This is a genomic window from Salegentibacter sp. UBA1130, assembly GCF_002311535.1.
In the GTDB taxonomy this organism is placed as follows: domain Bacteria; phylum Bacteroidota; class Bacteroidia; order Flavobacteriales; family Flavobacteriaceae; genus Salegentibacter; species Salegentibacter agarivorans.
The window spans coordinates 266,521-290,618 of record NZ_DCAP01000031.1; the positions used below are offsets into that span (position 1 = coordinate 266,521).

Sequence of the window (24,098 nt, forward strand, 5' to 3'; positions counted from 1 at the left end):
TAAAAACAAACAAATTAAATCCTAATTTTATGAAAAAAAGATTAATTATGGATGATTGGAGATACCTTTTGAATAAGGTATTACAATTATCCCGGCCAGATTTCACTAATAAAGTACTATTGGGTGGGCTTGTATTTTTGTGTTTTGGCTTTACGATGCAATCTCAGGATTTCGAAGTTTCAGGAGTTGTTTCAGATGAAGCAGGAATCCCTATACCAGGAGTTAATGTATTAGTGAAAAATACTAATCGTGGTGTTCAAACCGATTTTGATGGAGCATATAATATAGAAGTATCCCAGGGAGAAACTTTATCCTTTAGTTATATAGGTTTCAAAACTACCGAAATCGTTGTAGAAGACGGGGATTCTGAAATTAATGTTATTCTTGAAGAAGATCTATCCAGCCTGGATGAAGTGGTTGTTACCGGGTATTCCACCCAGTTGAGGAGTAATATGGCTACAGCAGTTTCCAAATTAGATACTAAGGTACTGGAAAGCGCGCCTAGATCTAATGCGGCTACAGCGCTTCAGGGTACTATTGCAGGTTTACGTGTAACTCAAAACACTGGACAACCCGGAGCTACACCAAGTATCTCCCTACGTGGGGGGAGTGATTTTGGTGGTGGCGGTAGTCCATTAATTTTAATTGACGGAGTTCCTGGATCCTTTTATGCTTTAAATTCCGACGATATTGAATCTATGGAAGTCTTAAAGGATGCTGCTTCTACTGCCGTATATGGTGCGCGAGCTGCAAACGGAGTTATTCTGGTAACTACCAAAAAAGGAAAAGCTGGACGTTCTAACATTACCTATAGGCATAGGTATACTATCAATGAAAGACGGGACACCCCAGAATATCTTGGGGCCGAAGATTTTATTATTTATAATCGTAGGGCCATTAGAAATACACAAAGAGTACTTGGTGAAGGCGCATTTAATAATTTTCTAGTAGGACCCCAGGGGATGGGAACTGGCAATAACACTACAAACTCTCCTTTTACTACAATGATTTTAGGAGAGGATAATAGATATTTGCTAGATCAGCCAGGTTGGAGTTCCATTCAAGATCCTATAAATCCGTCGCAGCAGTTAATTTTTCAAGAAAATGATATGAGTGAGTTGTTTTTTCAAAATAGTCATTCAAAAGATCATTCTCTTTCTTTTGATGGCGGTAATGAGAAAGGTACTTATTATGCCGGTTTGGGATATCTTGATGATCAAGGTATTGTTATTGGTTCTGGTTTTGAACGGTTTTCAGGAACGTTTAACGGATCCTATAACGTAAAAGATAATTTTAAAGTTTCTTCAAATTTACTTTATGCGCATTCCGAAGTTAATGGTACTTATTTGGGTAATGATAATCAAATATTCGAACGTGCGGCGGGGCAACCACCTACGTCCAGGATTTATAATAATAATCCCGATGGGAGTTTAAGTGATGATCCAAACCCTGGTACAAATACTAGTTTTGGTAATCCATTATACTATAAGGATAAATTTTTAAGTGAGAATTTGGAGCAGCGTCTTACTGCATCAGTACAATTGGACTGGCAGTTTATAGAAAATTTCAACTTAATGCTTAGGGGTTCCCATTTTACTATTAATAACACTAATGAGAGTTTTAATAAAGCGTACTTAAATGCGGGATCATTAGTAACCACTAGAAATGCTTCTGCCAGCCATCAAAAAACATTGAGGAATCAGGCCACGGCCACGGTTACTTATGATAATGTTTTTAATGAAAAACACAATGTTAATGCAATGTTGGGTGGAGAATTTTTTCGAGAAGACTATTTTGTATTGAGTGGAGCAACAAGGTTATCTCCTACCGATTTAATTACTACTCTGAATGCGGGAGCAGAAGCTAATGGAGTGCCTTCTTCCTCAAAAACTAATTATGCTATTGCTTCAGTTTTTGGGCAGGTAAATTATGATTATGATAATAGATATTTACTAGGTCTTACTTTTAGACAAGACGGAACTTCGAGATTAGGGACTGAAAAATATGATTTCTTCCCAGGGGTATCATTTGGTTGGAATCTTCATAATGAAAACTTTTATGAAAGTTCAAATGTTGAAAGCTTAGTATCGCGTATTAAGCCACGTGTAAGTTATGGGGTGAATGGGAATATAGATGTATTGAGTAATTATGGTGTTTATGGTTTATATGCGGAAACCGCTGTGTATGGTGGTCAAACCGGTTACGCTAATACCAATTTACCAACACTTGGTCTAAAATGGGAACGTGCCACTACACTCAATTTTGGATTGGATTTAGGCCTGTTTAAAAATCGTGTGAATCTTTTAGTAGATTATTTTATTCGAGATGTGGATGATAAACTTGCAGGTTTAACTTTACCTCAATGGACTGGATTTAGTTCTATCCTTGTGAATAACGGGACCTTAAGAAATAAAGGTTTTGAATTAGAATTGGATGCAACAATTGTCAATAACGACAATTGGAACTGGAATATTGGTGGTACTTATTTTACACAAAAAAGATATGTGGAATCTTTACCTGATAACGGGGTAGAAAACAACCGTCAAGGAGGGATTGAGGTTTATGACCCTGAAACCGATGGTACCCGATATATAGGTGGTTTACAGGAAGGACAACGAGTGGGAACTGATATTGTTACGGCTTATATTCAAGAAGGAGTTTATCAAACTGAAGCAGATCTGGCAGAGCACGAAGGTCGTAGAGTAGAAATGGCAACCAACCCAGAATTTCAGCAGTTAGGGGATTCTCGTTGGAGGGATGTGAATGGTGATAATATTATAGATTTTCGCGACAGGGTGAAAATTGGTAGAATTACACCAGATTTCTTTGGAGGATTCACCTCAGATCTTACCTATAAAAACTTTAACTTGTTTATAAAGACTGACTTTGCTTTAGGCCATCTAATACAAAACAATGCAAGATCCCGGGGAATGGCGCAAGTTCAAGGAAATATGAACTGGACTAACGAATTGTTAGATACCTGGACGGAAGAAAATCCAAATACAAACGTTCCCAGATACGATTTCACTGATCCACAACGTAACCACTTGTCCTTTCCGTATGGAGGACAGTACAATAGTAGTTCTCGTTATTGGGAAAAAGGGGACTACCTAGCTCTTAGGGAGGTGACCTTAAGTTACAATGTTCCAGGAGAACTTATAGGTAATGTATTCCAAAACCTTAGAATATATGGAACGGGAAGTAATTTAGCATACTTTAATGATTATACCGGTTACTCTCCAGAAAATGGAGGTATAGATAGCGGTCGTTTCCCCTTACCGGTAAGTTATACTCTGGGGGTTAATTTAAGTTTTTAATAAAAAATAATTATTATGAGGATTTATAAAATAGTTAGTGCACTTTTCTTAGTTTTTGCACTAGGAGCTTGCGAAAGCGAGTTAGATCTACAGCCAGAAAGCACCCTAACCTATAATGGGTTTTGGGAGAGTGAAGAGGCTGCAAGGGCCGCACAGGTTGGTTTATATGCTAATTTTAGAAATTATAATAGTACTTTCTGGGTTATGGGTGAAGTTCGGTCAGATATTTGGGGTGGCCCTACCTTTGAATCTCCTTCTAACCTTGATTTAATTAATCAAAATATTAGTGCTACTCAGGTGCCATTTGGAAATTGGGCCGGTTTTTACGGTTATATGCATCATATTAATGATTTTCTTTTAAATATTGAAAATATCGAATTTGACAATGAAGCCGATAAAGCTCACCTTATTGGACAGGTGTATGGAATTAGGGCATTTATGTATTTTACAATGTTAAAAACCTGGGGTGGAGTACCAATTTCAACTGAACCTTTGTTAGACGTTAATCCGAGCGAATTAGCTAAAGCTCGTTCTTCTAAAGAAGAGGTAATGGCATTAGTAAAAAGCGATATTGCCAGATCTTTAGAGGCTTTTGGAGATGATGAATCTTTTTGGAATGGGCAGCGAACCTATTGGTCTAAAGCTGCAAGTTTGGTCTTGAAAGGAAAAGTTTATTTATGGTCTGGTAAACTCCTTGGCGGGGGAGATACAGATTATAATGAAGCAAAATTAGCTCTAGAAGAAGTACAAGGAATGGGCTTTAGCCTGGTAGAAAATTACAATGATCTGTGGGGTGAAGAAAATGAAAATAATAATGAGTTCATTTTTAAATTTGATTATACACAAGATGAAGCTGGAAATTTTTATAGCGGATTATTTACTGGTCGGTCTACAGAGATAAATGCTACCTGGGATTCCTATGGTAACTCTATGGCCGATTTTATTTCTAATGGAGGTAACCGTTATGGTCCAAGTATTAAAATACTGGAAATGATTGATAATACTGAAGATGCTCGTAGGGATGAGACTTTTATTAGGCTTTATGGTAATGATGAAGGTCATATTCCATTTGATACTGAAGGGTATCAGGCCTCTATTCTGAAAAAGTTTTTGGGTGTAGTTGAAGCAGGTAGCCGTTTAAGTAATAATGATGTACCATTGTTTAGATATGCCGATGTTATATTGCTTTTGGCTGAGGCCAAAAATAATTTAGGGGAAGATCCGTCAGAAGAAATCAATCAAATTCGAATAAGAGCTTATGGAGAGGATTATACAGAAGCCGAAGATGCTTATACAGGTGGCTCTCAGGTAGAGAATACTCGTGCAATTCTTGATGAAAGGTTAAAAGAATTTATCGGGGAAGGAAAACGTTGGTGGGATTTAAGACGTGCAGGAGGCACATTTATATTTGATGAAATAGAAAGTTTGGATGCAGCTGAAGCTTATAAATTGGAACTACCAATTTCTCCAGGAATGATAGCCAATAATCCGCTATTGGAACAAACAGAAGGTTATGAATAATAATTATACCCATGGTTATTATTTATTAGTTAGTTAGCTGAAAAGGCCGCACTTGCGGCCTTTTTTAAAATTTAATTAAATTAAAAATTATGAAAAAAATTATATTACTAATAATGCTCGGTGCTTTTTTGCAAGGTTGCAATGATAACGCTAAAGAAAAAGAAGCCAAAATAGAAGAAATTAATGAGCCTGAAACACAGGAGTTAGTGTTTGAAGATCTTTTTAATGCAGAAGCTAAAGAGAATATTGCCTGTTATCGTATCCCTTCTTTGATAACTGCTCCTAATGGAGATATTATAGCTGCAATAGATGAGAGAGTACCTTCTTGTGCAGATTTAAGAGGGAGCAAAGATATAAATATTGTACAGCGTAGAAGTACCGATAATGGTAGAACCTGGAGCGAAATTGAAACAGTAGTTGACTTTCCCGAGGGAGAATCTGCATCAGACCCTTCTATGATTGTTGATGAAGAGACAGAAGAAATTTTTATGTTCTATAACTTTATGGATCTTGACAATGAAGCGAATATCTATTATCTACATGTAGTTTCGAGTAAAGACAACGGCAAAACCTGGACAGAACCCCGCGATATTACTACGGAAATTGCTAAGGATGAATGGCATAAAGATTTTAAATTCATTACTTCTGGACGTGGAACACAAACAAGCTCTGGGAGGCTACTGCATACCCTTGTAAACCTGGATAATGGTCTACATTTATTTGGTAGTGATGACCACGGAGAAAACTGGTTTTTAATCGACACCCCAATTCAACCTGCAGATGAGTCTAAGGTTATTGAACTTGCCGATGGAAGATATATGATTAATGCTCGCGTGAATACAGGTGAAGGACATCGATATGTACATATTTCTGATGATAAGGGAGAAAGTTGGGAAACCCGTCCCGAAACTAAATTAACCGACCCAGGAAATAATGCAAGTATTATTAGGTATACTCGTGATGGTGAGAACGAAAAAGATATCCTGCTTTTTTCAAATTCCAATGATGCAGAGGAAAGAAAAAACCTAAGCGTTCGTATAAGTTATGACGAAGGAGAAACCTGGAGTGAGGGAAAAATTATATATCCTGGATCTGCAGCCTATTCTGATCTTACGGTTTTAGAGAATGGTGATATAGGTGTGTTTTTTGAAGCCGATGGCTATTCCAGGAATCTTTTCACAAGCTTTTCTTTAGAATGGTTGACTGATAAGTAAAAAACAATAACCAAAATACTTTCAATTATCCAGACTCGATATTCTTTGATAATTTCACAGGTTTCCTTGATTAATTACAGTTGATTTAATTTAGCCAGTTGTGAATACCGAGATCTGGATTTTTTACAATACTAAATCAAAATTCCGTCCGGGTATTTTGATTTTGGTGTTTTTAAACTATTTTAACACCTAATTTTCCTATTTAATATTCAGATGAAATATAATATTATTAAATTCTTTTGTTATTCCGCTAGCATTTTAATTTTGGTTTCTTGTAAAGTAAATACTTTGAAAAGTGAAAAAGATGATGGTTGGGAATATTTATTCAATGGAAAAAATCTGGATAACTGGATAGTGAAAATTCACAAACATGAATTGGGTGATAATTATCAAAACACTTTTCAGGTTAGAGATGGAGTTATTCAGGTAAATTATAAAGGATATGAACGTTTTAACGAAAGATACGGTCATCTTTTTTATAAGAAACCATTTTCAAACTACCACTTAAAATTTGAATATCGTTTTACAGATGAATGGATGCAAGATGCGCCGGGTTATACCTACCGTAACAGTGGGGTAATGTTTCATTCTCAAGATCCAAAAACCATATTAAAAAATCAGGATTGGCCTATTTCAGTTGAATATCAAATGCTGGCAGATGCCGGTGACGGCAATCCACGCCCAACGGGAAATATGTGTTCCCCAGGCACTGAAATTTTTTTTGAGGGAGAAATGGATCCACGGCATTGTATTAGTTCCTCTTCAGATACTTACTTATGGAACGAATGGGTGCAAGCTGAATTGATAGTTCAGGACAGTCTTGTTATTCATAAAGTGAATGGTAAAACGGTATTAAAATATACAAAACCTCAAATTGGTGGTGGTACCACTGAAGGTTATGATCCGGAAATTAAACAAGATGGAAAACTTTTAACCCAGGGATACATTGGTCTTCAGGCCGAAGGGCAAGGAGTTGAATTTCGGGATATTAAAATTAAGCGACTGGATTAAAAGTTTATTTTTCTTTAAAAATAGAATCAAAATGAGGTTCTAAATGATGACGCATGGCATTTCTAAATGTTTCTGGTGTTCCAATTTTTATATTATCCATTAACATTCGGTGAGTAACAAAATGTCCCGAAGAATATCGATGTTTAAAATCTTGCGGAGTATTTTTTAAATGAACATATTCAAAAACGGGTAATAACAATTGCTGAAAGCCTTGCAGGGTTTTATTATTTGAAATTTGGTAGAGTTTCCCGTGAAAAGATATTTCCTTATCAAGGCTAAAATGGCTTTGATCTGACTCCTGTTCCTCTTCCTTTACAACAATCTCTTCCAGATCGTCTAAATCTTTCTGGGTTTTTCTTTCAAAAAGAAAATCTGCCATTCCCATTTCTAAGATTAAACGCAGTTCAAAAAGATTTTTTAATATACCGGTGCCTAAAAGCGTGGGATCTAAAATACGGGCAAAATTATTTATAATATCTGGTTCAGTAAGAACCATGCCTCTATGTTTTTTTGACTCCACCAATCCAAGGGTTCTTAGCCTTAGTAATGCCTCCCTTATTACCGTACGACTAACTCCCAGTGATTCAGAAAACTCAAGTTCTTTGGGAATTGGATCTCCGGGTTTTAAATTGTTATTTTTAAAAAATTCTAAGAGTCGAATTTCAACTTTATCAACCAGAGAAAGTGTATCAATAGGTTTTATGTTCTTCATAGTCATGCAAATATTCCAAAAAAGCTAAGAAATAAAAATAATTTATAAAATATCAGATAATGGAGGATAAAGATATAACTAATTTTTATATTCGTATTATGTTATACATATAATATGAATTCAACTATATATAAAAAAGCACTTTTAGAAGATGTTATTCCTTTTTGGAGCAACTTTTCAATCGATAAGACACATGGAGGTTATTTTTCGTGCTTAACCCAGGAAGGCCAGGTGTATGATACTGATAAATTTGTCTGGTTGCAGGGAAGGCAGGCCTGGATGTATTCGTTTCTTTTCAATAATGTAGATCAAAAAAAGGAATGGCTTGACATTGCTAAAAACGGGATTGACTTTTTGCGCACTCATGGCATGGATAAAAATGGTAACTTTTATTTTTCCCTTTCCCGTGAAGGGAAACCTCTTATTGCTCCCTATAATATTTTTTCCGATTGTTTTGCAACGATGGCTTTCGGGCAATATGCAAAAGCCAGTGGAGATAAAGAGATTGAAGCACTGGCTCGTAAAACCTACTATAATATTCTAGATAGAAAGGAAAATCCAAAAGGTAAATACGATAAAACTACGGGTAACCGGCCCCTTAGAAATTTTTCCCTTCCAATGATTTTATCCAATCTTGTTTTGGAACTGGAATCGGTCTTACCAAAAGAAGAGGTTGATCTGCGGCTGGAACACAGCATAACGGAAGTGATGGAGGTGTTTCTTCAGGACGATGGACTAATTTATGAAAACTTAAATCCGGACGGTTCATTTTCAGATAGTTTTGAAGGTCGTCTTATTAACCCAGGCCACGGTATTGAAGCAATGTGGTTCATGATGGATATTGCAGAAAGAAAGAATGATAAAAAATTGTTGGATGAAGCGGTCCAGGTTGTTTTAAATACCTTAGAATTTGGCTGGGATAAGCAATACGGCGGAATTTTTTACTTTCTTGATATTAAAGGTTATCCACCCCAGCAGTTAGAATGGGATCAAAAACTTTGGTGGGTACACCTGGAAGCCCTTGTGGCGCTCTCAAAAGCCTATAGTTTAACCAAAAACCAGGAAGTATGGGAGTGGTATAAAAAAGTCCATGAATATGCGTGGAGTAAATTTTCCGACGAAAAGAATGGCGAGTGGTTTGGCTATTTAAATAGGCAGGGTGAACCACACCTTAGTTTAAAAGGAGGGAAATGGAAAGGTTGTTTTCATGTGCCTCGTGCTATGTATCAATGCTGGCAGGCTTTCGAAAATATTGAAAATTCTCATTAATTAAAGGTGATTTTATTTTTAAAGATATCGAAAGTTAAAAATTATGAAGTATAAATTTTTAATTTTCGATATGATAATTATATTTATGCAAAATTTATATATAGAAAGTTAATTATGAAAAAATTTACTGCCTTCTTAATTTTAGCTGCCACTCTTATCTCCTGTGATCAATCCAAATCTTACGATGAATTTGCACAAGTTGAAAATAAAAAGCAAGATTATGCTATAATTCCGCTTCCACAAAAAATGGAAACTTCAAATGGGATTTTTGTTATAGACGAGAATACTCAAATACAGGCAAGTGAAGAATTAAGTCAGGAAGCTGAATTTCTTGCGGATTATATTGGGGAAATTGCCGGTTTTACCCCAGCAATTAAATCTGATAGAGATGAAGTGGAAAGAAGCATTAGTCTTAAAATTTCAAGTGATTTTGATCAGGATGAAGCCTATAATTTAAAGATTACACACGAAAAGGTTGTAGTTGAAGGAGCTTCAGCTAAAGGTGTTTTTTATGGGATCCAAACGCTAAAACAACTTCTTCCTTTAAAATCTAAATTTCAAAATGAATCTGCAACAATCAGTATTCCTGCCGTAGCTATTTCAGATGCACCAGCATTTAATTATCGTGGCATGCATTTAGATGTGGCCCGACATATATTTCCGGTAGCGTTCATTAAAAAATATATAGATCTAATAGCAATCCATAAAATGAACACTTTCCACTGGCATTTAACCGAAGATCAGGGGTGGAGAATCGAAATTAAACAATATCCTAAACTTACCGAGATTGGCTCTATTAGGAAAGAAACGATGATAGAAAAGAATTTTGATCCATATAAAGGTGATGGCAAAGAATATGGGGGATATTACACGCAAGAAGAAGTAAAAGATATCGTGGAGTATGCTGCCAAAAGACATGTAACTGTTATACCTGAAATAGAATTGCCGGGCCACTCTCGCGCAGTTTTGGCTGCCTATCCAGAATTAGGTAATAATACAGGCCCCTATGAAGTGGCTACAAAATGGGGGGTGTTTGACGAAATATTGGCACCAAAAGAAGAAACTTTTGAATTCCTGGAAAATGTTTTAACCGAGGTTATGGAATTATTCCCAAGTGAATATATTCATATTGGTGGAGATGAAGCACCAAAAACAGAATGGGAAAAAAGTACCCAGGCACAGGAAGTTATAAAACGAGAGGGGCTAAAAGATGAACACGAATTGCAAAGCTATTTTATTAGGCGAATTGAGAAATTTCTAAATAAAAATGGCCGTCAAATAATTGGTTGGGACGAGATTCTTGAGGGAGGCCTTGCTCCTAATGCCACGGTAATGTCCTGGAGAGGTAACCAGGGTGGGATTGAAGCTGCTAAACAAAAGCATAATGTAGTGATGACTCCAAATACTCATTTGTATTTTGACCATTATCAAGCCAATCCTGAAAATGAACCTCTGGCAATTGGCGGCAATTCTACTGTTAAACATGTATATTCTTTTGATCCCGTTCCTGAAGAATTATCAATTGAGGAAGCAAAGTATATTATGGGAGCGCAAGCCAATGTTTGGACTGAATATATGAAAGATTCAGATTACGTAGAGTATATGATTTTACCGAGAATGACTGCTTTATCTGAGGTAGTTTGGACCTATCCTGAAGAACGTAATTGGGAAGAATTTAAAAGCAGGCTAACCGAATTTAAAAAACACTACGACGAAATGGATTTAAATTATGCCACACATGTTTTTGAAGATTCTCAATCAATTAAAAATGAACCTACAGCAGCTAAATAATAATGAATAGAAGAACCTTTGTTAAGCAAAATATAGCAGCATCTGCTTTGGCAGGTTTGGCGCCGGTAGGAGCTTTTGCCGCTAATTTCAATGAAAATACTTTTTTAAATGAGGATAATTTTAATCTTGATTATGCCCCTCACCTGGGAATGTTTCGTAGCCACGCAGGAGAAGATCCCATAGATCAGCTTAATTTTATGGCCGATCAGGGTTTTAAGGCTTTTGAGGATAATGGAATGAAAGGTAGGGCCGTAGCGTTACAGGAAGAAATGGCTGCGACAATGACCAAAAGAAATATACGCATGGGTGTTTTTGTAGCCCATACTATTTACTGGACTGAGCCTAATTTAGCTAGTGGAAATAAAGACTTGCAAAATGAATTTCTAAAAGAGATAAGGGAATCGGTAGAGGTTGCAAAACGCGTTAATGCTAAATGGATGACAGTGGTGCCCGGTTATGTGGATCAACGTCTAAATATGCAATATCAAACTGCAAATGTAATTGAATCTCTAAGGCGCGCTGCCGATATTTTAGAACCCCACGGACTTACAATGGTTTTGGAGCCTCTTAATTTTAGAGATCATCCTGGTTTATTTTTGAGCGAATCCCCCCAGGCCTATCAAATTTGTAAAGCGGTAGATAGTCCGTCCTGCAAAATACTTTTTGATATTTATCATCAGCAAATACAAGAAGGGAACCTAATTCCTAATATTGAGGCCAGTTGGGATGAGATAGCATACTTTCAGGTAGGCGATAACCCGGGAAGAAATGAACCCACTACCGGTGAGATCAATTATAAAAATGTATTTAAATATATCCATTCAAAAGGTTTCGACGGGATAGTAGGTATGGAACATGGGAACTCCCTGCAGGGAAAAAAGGGCGAAATCGCCGTAATAGAAGCATATAAACAAAGTGACGATTTTTAAAAAATGAGATATATAAAATTTTTTGTTACCTGTCTAACTTTGGTTTCTGTTGAATTTTACGGCCAGGACAAGTTAGAAAATTATGTTCAGGAATTTTCAGGTACAGATCTAGAGATTAAAATGATTGCTATTCCTGGCGGGGAATTTCAAATGGGTAGTTCGCTAGAAGAATTTGGTCATTATGAAGATGAAGCACCGTTACATAAGGTACAGATTGATCCTTTTTGGATGGCATCTCACGAAATTACATGGAAGCTTTTTAAGCTCTACCTGGAGCGTCCGTTAAATGATTTGCCATTAGAGAATAAGGCTAAGGATGTAACTATTAAAGTTGATGCTATTTCAGGTGCTACTGTGCCTTATGTAGATATGAGTTTGGGAATGGGAACAGGCGATGGTATGCCGGTAGTGAATATAACATATCTGGCCGCGCAAAAATTCTGTAAATGGCTTTCAGCAAAAACAGGATATTTTTATCGCTTACCCACTGAGGCAGAATGGGAATATGCTGCCAGGGCTGGGAATCAATCTGCTTACCATTTTGGCGACAATCCTGACGATTTAGATGAATATGCCTGGTTTTATGAAAATAGTGACGGTCATTATCATGCCGTGGGTTCAAAGAAACCAAACCAATGGGGACTTTATGATATGCACGGAAATGTTGCGGAGTGGACTTTAGATGCTTATAGCGCTGATACTTATAAGAACAGGGAGGATCTGACCCCTAATCCTTTTGCAGTACCAGAAAATGAATATCCTCATAGTGTGAGGGGAGGCTCTTATTATGATGATGCTGAATACTTAAGAAGTGCTGCTCGTTTGGGATCCAGTGAGAACTGGAAAATGCGCGACCCTCAATTTCCCAAAAGTAAATGGTGGAATACCGATGCTCAATTTGTGGGATTTAGGATTGTAAGAGATCCCAATCCGCCAACAGAAACAGATTATGAAAAATATTGGGGGCCAATTACTCCTTGATTTAAAACTTTTAAAAATGAAAAAAACAGCACCAATTAAGCCAGAAATTATAAAAAATTCACGGAGAACGTTTTGTAAAACTACAGCGCTTTTTACCGCCGGAATGATGATACCTGCTATGGAAATGAATGCTATGTACAATGTTTTTAACGACAAAAAGCTGAAACTGGCTGTGGTAGGATGCGGAGGTCGCGGCACAGGTGCTGTAAATCAAGCTCTAAAAGCCGACGAAAATGTACAGTTGGTTGCTATGGCAGATGCTTTTGAAGACAGACTACTTAGTAGCTTGGGCCAGTTGGAAAATGAGTTTGCTGGGTCTAATAAAGTAAGGGTTAAAGAAAAAAATCGGTTCACCGGTTTTGATGCTTATAAAAAAGCTATTGATCTGGCAGATGTAGTAATACTTACGACACCACCGGGTTTTAGACCCCACCATTTTGAATATGCCATTAATGCGGGGAAACATGTATTTATGGAAAAACCTGTGGCTACAGATGTACCAGGAATTAGAAAAGTTTTGGATTCAGCAAAAATTGCTAAAGAAAAGAAGTTGAACGTTGTTGTTGGTTTACAAAGAAGATACCAGAATAATTATATAAATATTGCTGAAAAAATTCAAAAGGGAGAAGTTGGAAAAATTCTTTCAGGGCAGGTGTATTGGAATAGTAGTGGGGTGTGGGTAAACCCCAGACAGCCAAACCAAACCGAAATGGAATACCAAATGCGTAACTGGTATTACTTTAATTGGCTTTGTGGTGATCATATTTTAGAACAACACATTCATAATATTGATGTTGCGAATTGGTTTATAGGTGAGTATCCTGTTTCGGCTCAGGGAATGGGCGGTCGGCAAGTGCGTACAGGACCCGAGCACGGAGAGATCTTCGATCATCATTTTGTTGAATTTAAATATCCCGGTGGGGCCGTAATTTCTAGCCAGTGCAGGCATCAACCCGGAACAATGTCAAAAGTAGGAGAGGGGTTTCAGGCCACCAAAGGTATTGTTGAAACCAATGATGCAGGTGTTGCAAAATTAGTAGATTTAGAGGGCAACGATATTTTTAAATATCGAGGTCGGAATGATCCCAACCCTTATCAGGAAGAACATAACCAATTGTTTAAATCCATTCGAAACGGCGAGGTTATAAGCGATGCTGAGAATGGAGCTAAAAGTACAATGACTGCGATCATGGGCCGAATGGCTACATATTCAGGGCAGGTAATCAGTTGGGATGAAGCACTTCAATCTAACCTGGAATTGGTTCCTGAAAATCTAAGCTGGGATTCCACACCACCTGTAATGCCAAATTCTGATGGGCATTACCCAATACCTACCCCAGGAAAAACAAAAGTTATGTAATTTTTGTGGTCACACTTTAAGTTGATTACAATTTTTTTCCTATTAACTTTAAAATCTATCATTATATATTAATCCAGTTTTAGAATTCAAATGAGTTTTAAAACTGGATCTTTCTAAGATTGAAAATTTTTTCCTTCAATTGAAAGCCCTTATTATATTTTTATATATCATACATAATACAATTTACTATGGCAATGAGAAAACTAGAGATATTCGCAGTCCTTCTTTTGTATATTATAAGCTTTACAACAACTGCTCAGGAAGAATTCAAAAGTAATTTAAGTGTGGAAGAACTTAAGGAAGCACCCGTAAAACTAATGCCCTACCCAAAGGAAGTTTCATGGGGGGAGAAACCAATAGACTTTAAGCAAGTTGAGATTAATAACTTTAACTTTTTACATCCATCGGTAAAAAGTGAATTGGAACAATTGCTGTTTAAAGCCGGCGTTAAAACTAGTAAGAACAATAAGAATAAGATTAAATTTAAGAAAATTGACAGTTTAACCCGGGAGGCCTATACCCTTGAAATCACTTCCGATGAAATTAAAATTGGAGCTTCCTCTGATGCTGGTTTTTTTTACGCGTTAAAAACATTAGAACAGATTGTTGATGGGAAGAAAGGTTTTTATGCTGTAAAAATCTGGGATGAACCCGCGTTTGAGTTGCGGGGTTATATGATTGATACGGGCCGGAATTTTCAACCTATTGAAACTCTAAAGAATCATTTGGATATACTGGCAAATTATAAATTGAATACTTTCCACTGGCATTTAACAGATTATCCTGCCTGGCGTATAGAAAGTGAAAAATATCCAGAACTTAATGCAGCTGAAAATCATAGGCCTACACGGGATCCTGGACTATTCTATACTTATAATGAAATTCGTGAAGTAATTAACTATGCTAATGAATTGCAAATTCAGGTTATTCCAGAAATAGACATGCCTGGCCATAGCGATTCGTTTACAACGGCTACCGGCCATAGAATGGAATCGGAAGAAGGAATGAAGATTTTAGAAGACGTTTTATATGAATTTTTTGAGGAAATTCCGAAAGAAATGGCACCTATAATACACCTGGGCTCTGATGAAGTTGATGTTCCCGACCCTGAAGGTTTTATGAATCGAATGCTCCATATAATTGAATCAAATAATAGATCGGCCGTAATTTGGGATCCAGGTTTACCGGCAAACGATAGAGTAATTCGCCAAACCTGGCGACCAGAACATGAGATCGAAAAAATGGACCAATCTGGTTTAAGGGGTATTGATTCTCAAAATTCCTATATCAATAACAGCGAACCAATGCTACAAATTCCGAGACTATTGTTTAAACCTATTGGACAGGATAGCAATCACAAGATAATAGGTGGAATCATCGCGCTTTGGCCTGATGTAAACCTTGATGAACCTTTTGATGCGGTGAGACATAATCCATTATACCCTTCACTATTAACCTATGCCTGGACAACCTGGACAGCCGATATTACAGAAACTTCCTCAAAATTTATAACCAGAGTACCACCAAAGAATAGTAAAGCTCATGATTATTTTTCTGCTTTTGAAGATTTCCTAATGTATCATAAAAACACCTATTTTAAAGGTCAACCTTTCCAATATGTAAAGCAGGCCGATACCGAATGGAAACTTATTGGTCCTTTTGAAGACAAGGAAACCCTGGGCGAAATAAAAGATTCATATTCAATTAATGATAGTATTCTTCAATGGAAAAATGCTACAGGAAATACAGTTTATATCCGGTACCGGTTTAAACAGGGTGGATTTTATCCCAAAGCGAAGCCCGGCGAAACTTATTTCGCTCATACCTATATTTATGCCGACGAAGCTAAGAATATACCCGTATGGATTGGTTTTGAAACCCCTTTTCGTAGTAATCGGGCTTATACTGGAATTCCTGAAGTAGGGGAATGGGATGTAAGTGGAGGCACGATTTGGGTAAATGAAAAGGAAATTCCCGCTCCCAATTGGAAAAATCCCGGGTGGAAACCTGAAAAGACCAGTGGTTGGGGAAGTAAAGGTGACCAGGAAGTGCCCTGGAAAGATGAAGAATTATATTGGACACGAGAACCAGCAAAAATTTCGTTAAAAGAGGGTTGGAATGAAGTTTTGATCCGTGTTCCGGGAAGTAGCGATTATCAAAATTGGATGTTTACTTTCGCACCGTTGGAGCAGGAAGGAATTAGGTTTTCAACTTCAAAAAATTAACCTATGAGATGCTTATTACTAACCTTTGTTTTACTACTCGCTTTTAGACCTATGCATTCGCAAATAACCTTTGCTGATATATTTACTGATAATATGGTACTCCAGCGGGACCAACCCATTAGAATTTGGGGAATTGCTCCCCCACAATCTAAAATTTCAATTTATTTTCAGAATAAAGTTGAATCTGTTGTCACAGATGTTAAGGGCAATTGGGAGGTAGTGTTTGATGAGCAGCCTGCCAACTCTAATCCTCAGGAACTAATTTTGAAATCACCCCAGCAAACAATTACCTTACATAATCTACTAATAGGGGATGTGTGGCTATTACTGGGTCAATCTAATATGGAATGGCCTATGAGTGGGGAGATGCATTTTGAAGAGGAGTTAAAAGATGCCAATAACAAACAACTCAGGTTTTATAACCCTAAGTATATAGGAAAGAACATTTATGGGAAGGCCTATAATCAAGACGAAAGAAAAAAATTTGCTGGGGGAGAATTATTCTATGATAAAAAATGGGAGGAAAGCGATACTTCTACTTTTAAAGCTATGAGTGCTATAGGATACTATTTTGGGAAACAAATTTCAAATAAAAAAGGGATTCCGGTAGGCCTTATCAATTTATCTATTGGCGGTGCACCCCTGGAAACATTTATAGCATTAGAAACTTTAAAAAAGAATAAAAAATTTTCTAAGAAAACGGGTTCAAACTGGCTTTATAATGCACATCTACCCGATTGGATAAGGGAAAGAGGTCGGGAGAATATCAACGGAAATCAAGTAGAAAATCACTCCAATGGACCAAATCATGGTTATAAACCTGGTTTCGCATTCAGCACAGGTATTGCGCCTATTTTAAAAATGCCAATTAAAGGTATTCTTTGGTATCAAGGCGAAAGTAACGCCCAGGAAAAGGAGCGTGTAGAAGAATATCCTGAGCTGCAAAAACTTATGATACAGGATTATCGAAAAAAATGGGAGAACCCTAATTTACCTTTTTATTGGGTTCAGTTGTCTTCAATTGATACCATAAATTATGACTCTCACTTTTGGCCTGAATTTAGGGACGGGCAGCGTAGATTACTGGAGGAAATGAAGAATGTGGGAATGGCCGTGAGTAGTGATATTGGTGCCCGTCACGACGTCCACCCACGAAATAAAAAAGCTGTGGGCAATAGACTTGCGCGATGGGCTTTAAACCAAGAATATGGGCAAGATGTTTTAGTTTCTGGTCCCTTACCAAAGAGTGCTATTTATAAAAATGATAGTATAATAGTGGATTTTGAATACATTGGGAATGGCTTAAGCGTTTCCAATAGCAAATCTTTGAGAGGATTTTCCCTTAATGGAAAAACGGAAGCAGCGGCAAAATTAAAAGGAAATAAAGTATTTATTAAAACTTCAGAAAAACCTAAATTTATTTACTATAACTGGCAGCCCTGGGCTACCGGGAATTTGATTAATTCGGAAGGCTTGCCGGCTTCAACATTTAAGATGGAAGTTATGAAACGTGATTAATCAAAATCAAATATCCGGAACAAGGAATTTATCTTAAACACGCTTATTTTTACCTAAGTATATTGATCGCTGTATATTTTGGTTTTTTGTACCTAAAAATGGTAGATTCACATTTACTAAAATTCCTTTTTGTATCTTTTTAATCATATTTATTAATAGTAACTATACATTGAATTATGGTAGATTTCAAGGATTTAATATGAATTAATAGTATGAAGTTTTTCTCTTTCATCTTCTTAATATTACTACTGGGTTGTACTGTTGAAAAGCAAAATGATAATGAATTAGAACATGCAGCGGCTACTTTATATTACCAGCCAGACTGTGCAACTATAAATGGCTATATTACTCTAAAACTTTCTGATGAAAAATATGTTTTTCAACATGAAATAGAAGAACAATTTCGCGCAATGGGTGTAGAAGTCAAGGTTGCTTTTAGAAAACATAGCAAATCAGACATTCTAACTAACGAATGTATAACTGCACCAATAATAACTATAACTTCATTAGAAAAACAATAAATTCACAAAGTAAGTTATAAAATAATATTTATATATGTTATACATAATACAAAATTGTTATCTTTAGGCCAAAATTTAGCATATGAATATTCGGGTGATTTTACTTTTGTTCTTCCTGTGTGGGCAACTAACTGCGCAAACTGAGAAAAAACTTGATTTTAAATGGGATACTATTGCCACGCTTAATGATGATTTAGGCGTAAATGGAGCCTTTTCTGGTATTCATAATGATGCATTTATAGTAGCTGGAGGAGCAAATTTTCCAAATGATCCAGTTTGGGAAGGAGGAGAAAAAGTTTGGTATAATACTATTGAAGTTTTACAAAAATCGAATGATAGCTATAACTGGATTTCAGTAAATGCAAAATTACCCCGGAAACTGGCTTATGGAGCTTCAGTGTCTACTCCCGATGGCTTGTTATGCATTGGAGGGAATAATTCAGATGGTACATTTTCTGAAGTTTTTCTGCTAAAATGGAACCCGAGAGAGAAGAAAATCGAAATTGAAAAGCAGCCTGATCTACCTGAACCTCTGGCTAATATGCAGGCTACAAATATAGGTGATGAGGTTTTTGTTGTTGGAGGACAGGAAGAAAATGGGAGTAAAGCAAGTAATAAATTTTTCTCTTTTAAAAATAATGAATGGCAACGTTTAGAAGATTTACCAGGCCCAGGTAGAATTCAACCCGTAGTGGTTAGCCAGAACAACGGAAAGGCGAATTGTGTTTATGTTTTTAGTGGAACTCATTTCAATCCCGATGCAAATGATCCGAATCAATTTTTGACTGATGTGTATGAATATAATCCGCTTCAAAAGAAATGGAGACAAAAAGCAGATATTCCTACCAATACTACCCCCGGGCTTTCGGGAGGATATATTGGAGCTGCGCCTGCGGTGAAACTTGGGGATGCACATATTATTATTTTTGGGGGAGCTGGTGGAGAAAATCAACTTTGGAATCAGCGTTTAGAACTTCAGAATGAGTTGGTATCTGTAAGTGAATCTAATTATTCGGAAGCAGAAGCTCGTCACAAATCTGATTCGCTTAAAAAATTAATAGCTAATAATTTTCAGAATACATCTTTCTCTTCCACCATTTGGGCATATCATGCCATTACAGATACCTGGAGTCAAAGAGGGGAGATTCCCGGAAAATCTCCTGTAGTAACCGATGCCGAATTTTGGAATGATGAGATTTTTATTGCTGGAGGAGAGATAAGTCCTGGTGTACGTACCCCGGCCGTTCACAAAATTAGTGTGGAGCCCCACCGGGCAGATTTTGGCTTGATTAATTACATTACTTTATTTGTTTACTTAGCATTAATTGTTGGGCTTGGTTGGTATTTTTCCAGACGAAACAATAGTACAGATGATTATTTTCTGGCTGGGGGGCGTATACCCTGGTGGGCTGCTGGGTTGAGTATTTATGCAACGATGCTTAGTGCAATAACCTATCTTTCACAACCGGCTTTGGCCTATTCTTATGACTGGCAGGCCTATTTAGGTTACTTTACTATTTTGCTTACGGTGCCTATCGTCATTACCTTTTATCTTCCATTCTTTAGAAATTTAAATATTACTACTGCTTACGAATATCTTGAAAAGCGATTTAATATTGCGGTGAGAATATTTGGTAGTGCTTCTTTCGTATTGTTTCAGGTGGCGAGAATGGGGATTGTTGTTTATCTGCCAGCCCTTGCACTGTCTACAGTAGTAGGTTTGGACATCTATACGGCAATAATTATCATGGGTGTTCTTGCAATACTTTACACGGTATTGGGAGGTATTGAAGCTGTAATTTGGACAGATGTTATTCAGGTAATTGTACTTATTGGGGGTCTTATCCTTGGACTTATCTATATAGCCATAGATATTGGGGATGTAGGTTATATTTTTGAAACTGCTTATGCGGATAATAAAATGAAGTTATTCGATTTCCGATTTAGCTGGACTGAGGTCGTAACCTGGTCATTATTTTTAGGTTCTTTTGCATTAAATTTTGCGCCGTACACTACAGACCAGGCAGTAGTACAACGTTATTTAACCACAGCCAATGAAAAGGAATCACGTAAAAGTATCTGGCTTAACGGAATAATTTCCATTCCTGCTGGATTGCTTATCTTTTTAATGGGGACTTTTTTATATGTCTTTTTTAAAGACAATCCTGATTTTATAGTTGTGGGAATGCAAAATGATGGTATTTTCCCATTGTTTATTGCAAATCACCTTCCTCCCGGTGTGGCCGGTCTTGTAATAGCGGGGATTTACTCTGCTTCAATGTCTAGTTTAGATAGCAGTATGCATAGTGTATCAACGGTGGTTACGGTTGATTACTATAAACGCTTTAGTAAAAATTACTCCGAACTTACTGCTATGAAAGTTGCAAAATGGGTAACAATAACGGTTGGGGTAATTGGTACAGCAGTTGCTTGTTTAATGGCAGCTTTTCCCATTGCTTCCCTCTTTTTCTTCTTCCAGGAAGTTGTTGGTTTATTTGGAAGTGCCCTTACAGGTATTTTTATTCTCGGGATTTTCTTAAAAAGAGCTAATTGGGCTGGTACATTAATCGGGGCTTTACTTAGTGTAATTGTGGTTGTTTTTCTAAAATATCAAACTCCTATAAATTTCTATATCTATCCCCTAATCGCAATTCCGGTTTGTGTGATTGGAGGTTATCTGGCAAGTTTGATGATAAAGGTTAAAAGAAATGATAACTCTAAAAACCTGGTTTATCATAAAGGTTTGAAAGATCATAAATTTGAACAATGAAAGGATCTCTAAGCTTATTTTTAATGCTGATTTTTGGAGTTCTAACCGCACAGAATGCTACAGAATTTACCTGGTATAAAGTGGTCAAAATGAAGCATGGGGGAAGAATTGATACCGAGACTTCAAATCCATTTCAACGTTTTCCCGACTCTATGAAAAACATTGTGAGAAAACGCGTATGGGATCTATCTGAAAATCCTGCAGGTGTCTATATGGATTTTGAAACTAATACTGATGAGATTATTGTGAAATACGAGGTAAAAGGACCGGTAGAATTTCCGCATATGCCTGCAACGGGGGTAAGTGGAATAGATCTTTATAAACGTGATGAAGGGAATTGGGATTGGGTAAAGGCCAATTATAATTTTGCAGATACTATTTCCTATAAATTTCGGCTAAAAGATACTATAGATTCGACTCAAAATAAGTTAAGATTATATCTCCCATTGTACAATACCGTATCTCATATGGAAATTGGTATTAAAACTAATTCTAATTACAAAGAATCTCCACGGGACCTTACAAAACCAATTGTAGTTTATGGTACTTCCATAACTCAGGGTGCTTGTGCAGGGAGACCGGGTACAGCCTGGACTTCAATTTTATCAAGGGAAATTGGAATTCCTTTATTTAATTACGGTTTTTCTGGAAATGGGCGTTTAGAAGAAGAGGTTCTTAATTTTTTAGCCCAATTAGATGCAGAAGTTTTTATATTAGATTGTCTTGCAAATTTCACATCTGGTCAGGGTTTGAACGCACAACAAGCTAAAATTCGTTTGATAGAAGGGGTTAAAACCATTCGAAAATCACATCCTGAAACACCAATAATTTTAACTGATCATGCGGGATATCCACATGGAGCAGTCCATTATCCTGAAAAAGAAAAGTACCTCGAATTAAATCGATCTAATCGGGAAGCTTTTGAGAAATTAAAAAGAGAGGGATTTGATAATATTTACCTTTTAGGATTTAAAGAGTTGGGGTTAGACCAGGAAGATTTTATTGATGGGGTGCACCCAAATGATGCTGGAATGATAAAATATGCCAATGCTTACCTTCACTTATTACGTAAAGTAATAAATTAAAAATCGCTAAGATTTAGATAAAATTTTTGAAGGTTTAAAATGTTATTCTAGATCAAGGATTTTAGCTTTTACCTCATTGAGATAGCTACGCCCAATAACATATAGAGATCCATTTATTTCCACACTATTGCCTTCCACAGCATCAACTTTATCTACTGATATGGTATATGACCTATGAATTCTTAAGAATTTTTTTTCAGGTAAACTTTCGGTAAAACTACTTAAAGTTTGGTGTACTATATATTTACCAGAACGTGTTATAATTTTGATATAATCTTTTAAGCTTTCCACTACCAGAATATCATTAAGGTAAATTTTCTTCATTTTCTTTTTGTCTACTTTTACAAAAAGATGTTCTGTTTCGGTAGGCTGATTAAGCGATTGGCGTTTTACTTTATCTATCGCCTTTAGAAAACGTGGAAAAGATATTGGCTTCACCAGGTAATCGAGTACATCAAGTTCAAAACTTTTTACTGCATATTCCTGATGAGCAGTAGTTATTATAACCATGGGTTTTTTCTCCAGGGTATTAAGAAAACTAAACCCATCTAAAACCGGCATATTAATATCAAGGAAAAGAACATCTGAAGGATTTTTTCTCAGAAATTCAAGTGCTTCTACAGCATTATTAAAACTAGCTTCAACCTTAATATCTTTAACTTGTGAAAGATGATTCTTTATAACGCTTACCGCCAGAGGCTCATCATCAATAATAACACAGCGTAAACTCATTTAGATTTTAATTTTAATGCGACAATAAAGTTCTCGTCTTTGGAGTATATTTCCAGATTATAATCTTTTTCGGCATAGCCTAAAGCCAAGCGTTTTTTTACGTTTTTTATCCCTATGCCTCCGCTTTCCTTTTCCAGCTTATTATTTATTCTTTTGTCTGGTAAGGTGTTGCTTACTTTAAAGTAAATATCTTCCTGTTTCACCTGTAATTTTATAGAAATACATACATCTCCAATGTTCTTACTGGCCCCATGCTTAAAAGCGTTTTCAATAAATGGAATAAATAGCATAGGCGGAATTTTTTTACCCTCAATATCCCCGGTAACTTCCATATTTATTTTTACCTGTTCCCCATATCTAATTCGTTCCAAATCTAGGTAATTCTGAATACAAAGTATTTCTTTATCAAGTGGTTGTTTGTTATCTTTAGTTTCATAAAGTAGATAGCGCATAAGTTCAGAAAGTTTTAAAACAGTTTCCGAAGCTTTTTTAGATTGTTCAAGGCTTAGAGAGTATATATTATTTAGGGTATTGAAGAAAAAATGAGGTGAAATTTGCGACCGTAAAAAACGCAATTCGGTTTGAAGTTGCTCTTTTTCTAATCTTGCGGCCCGTTTGCTTGCACTAAGCCAATCTAAAGTTATTTTTATTGCGGTTACAAAAGAAATCACATAGAACTCTCCCAGCATCATAGTAAGGGCGTAATTAAATGTGAATTCAGAAGTAGCTTCGGGACCTTCAGGCCATACATTATTACTTACAAGAAATAGCGTAAGATAGAACTTAGCCACTACCATAATAAAAATTGATGCTAATAAAATAGTGGAAAAGCTTATAAATCGCCGTTTAAAGATAAATCTTGGAATTAAAAAATAAATGGTGAAATAGCATAAAAACATATGAATAGGAAAGCCAATCAAATTACCTTTAAGTGATAAAGCAAAATCATCGTAATAACTACCCCATCGCAGCGTATTAAAAAGAAAATATATTAACCAAAAAACCAAATGATGCCAGGCAGTAATTTTATAGTCACCCTGGTTTTGAATGGAGAAACCGTTTAAGAATTGTTTTCTGGTAAGCATTTTGATTTTTTTCGCTATTCAGCTTTTGTAAATGGTTGTTGGTCTAAATTTCTTTTT

17 protein-coding genes are annotated in these 24,098 nt (G+C 36.4%); 14 read left to right on the forward strand and 3 right to left on the reverse strand.

Features of this window, described 5'->3' with window-relative positions; translation table 11 throughout:
• The first annotated feature begins 29 nt into the window (after positions 1-29).
• The 4 genes from B4F31_RS12895 to B4F31_RS12910 all read left to right on the forward strand — a co-directional run bounded on the left by B4F31_RS12895 (position 30) and on the right by B4F31_RS12910 (position 7,063).
• Positions 30-3,317, forward strand: a complete 3,288-nt coding sequence (locus B4F31_RS12895; protein ID WP_245764316.1) for a SusC/RagA family TonB-linked outer membrane protein — start codon at positions 30-32, stop codon at positions 3,315-3,317.
• Between the two features lie 15 nt (positions 3,318-3,332).
• Positions 3,333-4,838, forward strand: a complete 1,506-nt coding sequence (locus tag B4F31_RS12900; protein ID WP_286761439.1) for a RagB/SusD family nutrient uptake outer membrane protein — start codon at positions 3,333-3,335, stop codon at positions 4,836-4,838.
• Positions 4,839-4,927: 89 nt separating this feature from the next.
• A complete protein-coding gene (locus B4F31_RS12905) occupies positions 4,928-6,052 on the forward strand; it encodes a sialidase family protein (RefSeq protein ID WP_286761440.1) in 1,125 nt (374 codons plus the stop codon).
• A gap of 288 nt (positions 6,053-6,340) precedes the next feature.
• Positions 6,341-7,063: a 3-keto-disaccharide hydrolase gene (locus B4F31_RS12910; protein WP_286761441.1), complete on the forward strand. Its 723-nt coding sequence runs from the start codon at positions 6,341-6,343 to the stop codon at positions 7,061-7,063.
• Positions 7,064-7,067: 4 nt separating this feature from the next.
• Here B4F31_RS12910 and B4F31_RS12915 read toward each other — a convergent pair whose 3' ends face one another.
• The gene (locus tag B4F31_RS12915) at positions 7,068-7,775 is read right to left on the reverse strand and encodes a FadR/GntR family transcriptional regulator (protein ID WP_286761442.1); all 708 of its coding nucleotides are present in this window, start codon (positions 7,773-7,775) and stop codon (positions 7,068-7,070) included.
• Between the two features lie 114 nt (positions 7,776-7,889).
• On the opposite strand from B4F31_RS12915, the gene B4F31_RS12920 reads away from it, so the two are divergent.
• From B4F31_RS12920 to B4F31_RS12965, 10 genes are all read left to right on the forward strand, one after another.
• Positions 7,890-9,044, forward strand: coding sequence for an AGE family epimerase/isomerase (locus B4F31_RS12920; RefSeq protein WP_286761443.1), 1,155 nt, complete (start codon positions 7,890-7,892; stop codon positions 9,042-9,044).
• Positions 9,045-9,158: 114 nt separating this feature from the next.
• A complete protein-coding gene (locus B4F31_RS12925; protein ID WP_286761444.1) occupies positions 9,159-10,835 on the forward strand; it encodes a beta-N-acetylhexosaminidase in 1,677 nt (558 codons plus the stop codon).
• Between the two features lie 2 nt (positions 10,836-10,837).
• Positions 10,838-11,764, forward strand: coding sequence for a hydroxypyruvate isomerase family protein (locus B4F31_RS12930; protein WP_093302088.1), 927 nt, complete (start codon positions 10,838-10,840; stop codon positions 11,762-11,764).
• Positions 11,765-11,767: 3 nt separating this feature from the next.
• Entirely contained in the window at positions 11,768-12,745 is a 978-nt protein-coding gene (locus B4F31_RS12935; RefSeq protein WP_286761445.1) for a formylglycine-generating enzyme family protein, read from the forward strand.
• Between the two features lie 16 nt (positions 12,746-12,761).
• Positions 12,762-14,105, forward strand: coding sequence for a Gfo/Idh/MocA family protein (locus B4F31_RS12940; protein WP_286761446.1), 1,344 nt, complete (start codon positions 12,762-12,764; stop codon positions 14,103-14,105).
• A gap of 194 nt (positions 14,106-14,299) precedes the next feature.
• Positions 14,300-16,330 (forward strand): family 20 glycosylhydrolase, encoded by a 2,031-nt coding sequence (locus tag B4F31_RS12945; protein WP_286761447.1) that lies wholly within the window; start codon positions 14,300-14,302, stop codon positions 16,328-16,330.
• A gap of 3 nt (positions 16,331-16,333) precedes the next feature.
• The gene (locus B4F31_RS12950; protein WP_286761448.1) at positions 16,334-17,848 is read left to right on the forward strand and encodes a sialate O-acetylesterase; all 1,515 of its coding nucleotides are present in this window, start codon (positions 16,334-16,336) and stop codon (positions 17,846-17,848) included.
• Between the two features lie 212 nt (positions 17,849-18,060).
• Positions 18,061-18,369: a hypothetical protein gene (locus B4F31_RS12955; protein WP_093302098.1), complete on the forward strand. Its 309-nt coding sequence runs from the start codon at positions 18,061-18,063 to the stop codon at positions 18,367-18,369.
• An 82-nt stretch (positions 18,370-18,451) separates the two neighbouring features.
• A complete protein-coding gene (locus B4F31_RS12960) occupies positions 18,452-21,139 on the forward strand; it encodes a sodium:solute symporter family transporter (RefSeq protein ID WP_286761449.1) in 2,688 nt (895 codons plus the stop codon).
• On the forward strand, positions 21,136-22,224 hold the full coding sequence (locus tag B4F31_RS12965; protein ID WP_286761450.1) for an SGNH/GDSL hydrolase family protein: 1,089 nt from the start codon (positions 21,136-21,138) through the stop codon (positions 22,222-22,224). Before B4F31_RS12960 ends, B4F31_RS12965 begins: the two co-directional genes overlap by 4 nt.
• Before the next feature lie 42 nt (positions 22,225-22,266).
• Here B4F31_RS12965 and B4F31_RS12970 read toward each other — a convergent pair whose 3' ends face one another.
• Both B4F31_RS12970 and B4F31_RS12975 read right to left on the reverse strand, forming a co-directional pair.
• Positions 22,267-22,956: a LytR/AlgR family response regulator transcription factor gene (locus B4F31_RS12970; RefSeq protein ID WP_075326334.1), complete on the reverse strand. Its 690-nt coding sequence runs from the start codon at positions 22,954-22,956 to the stop codon at positions 22,267-22,269.
• Entirely contained in the window at positions 22,953-24,041 is a 1,089-nt protein-coding gene (locus B4F31_RS12975) for a sensor histidine kinase (RefSeq protein WP_075326335.1), read from the reverse strand. Before B4F31_RS12975 ends, B4F31_RS12970 begins: the two co-directional genes overlap by 4 nt.
• Positions 24,042-24,098 lie beyond the last annotated feature (57 nt).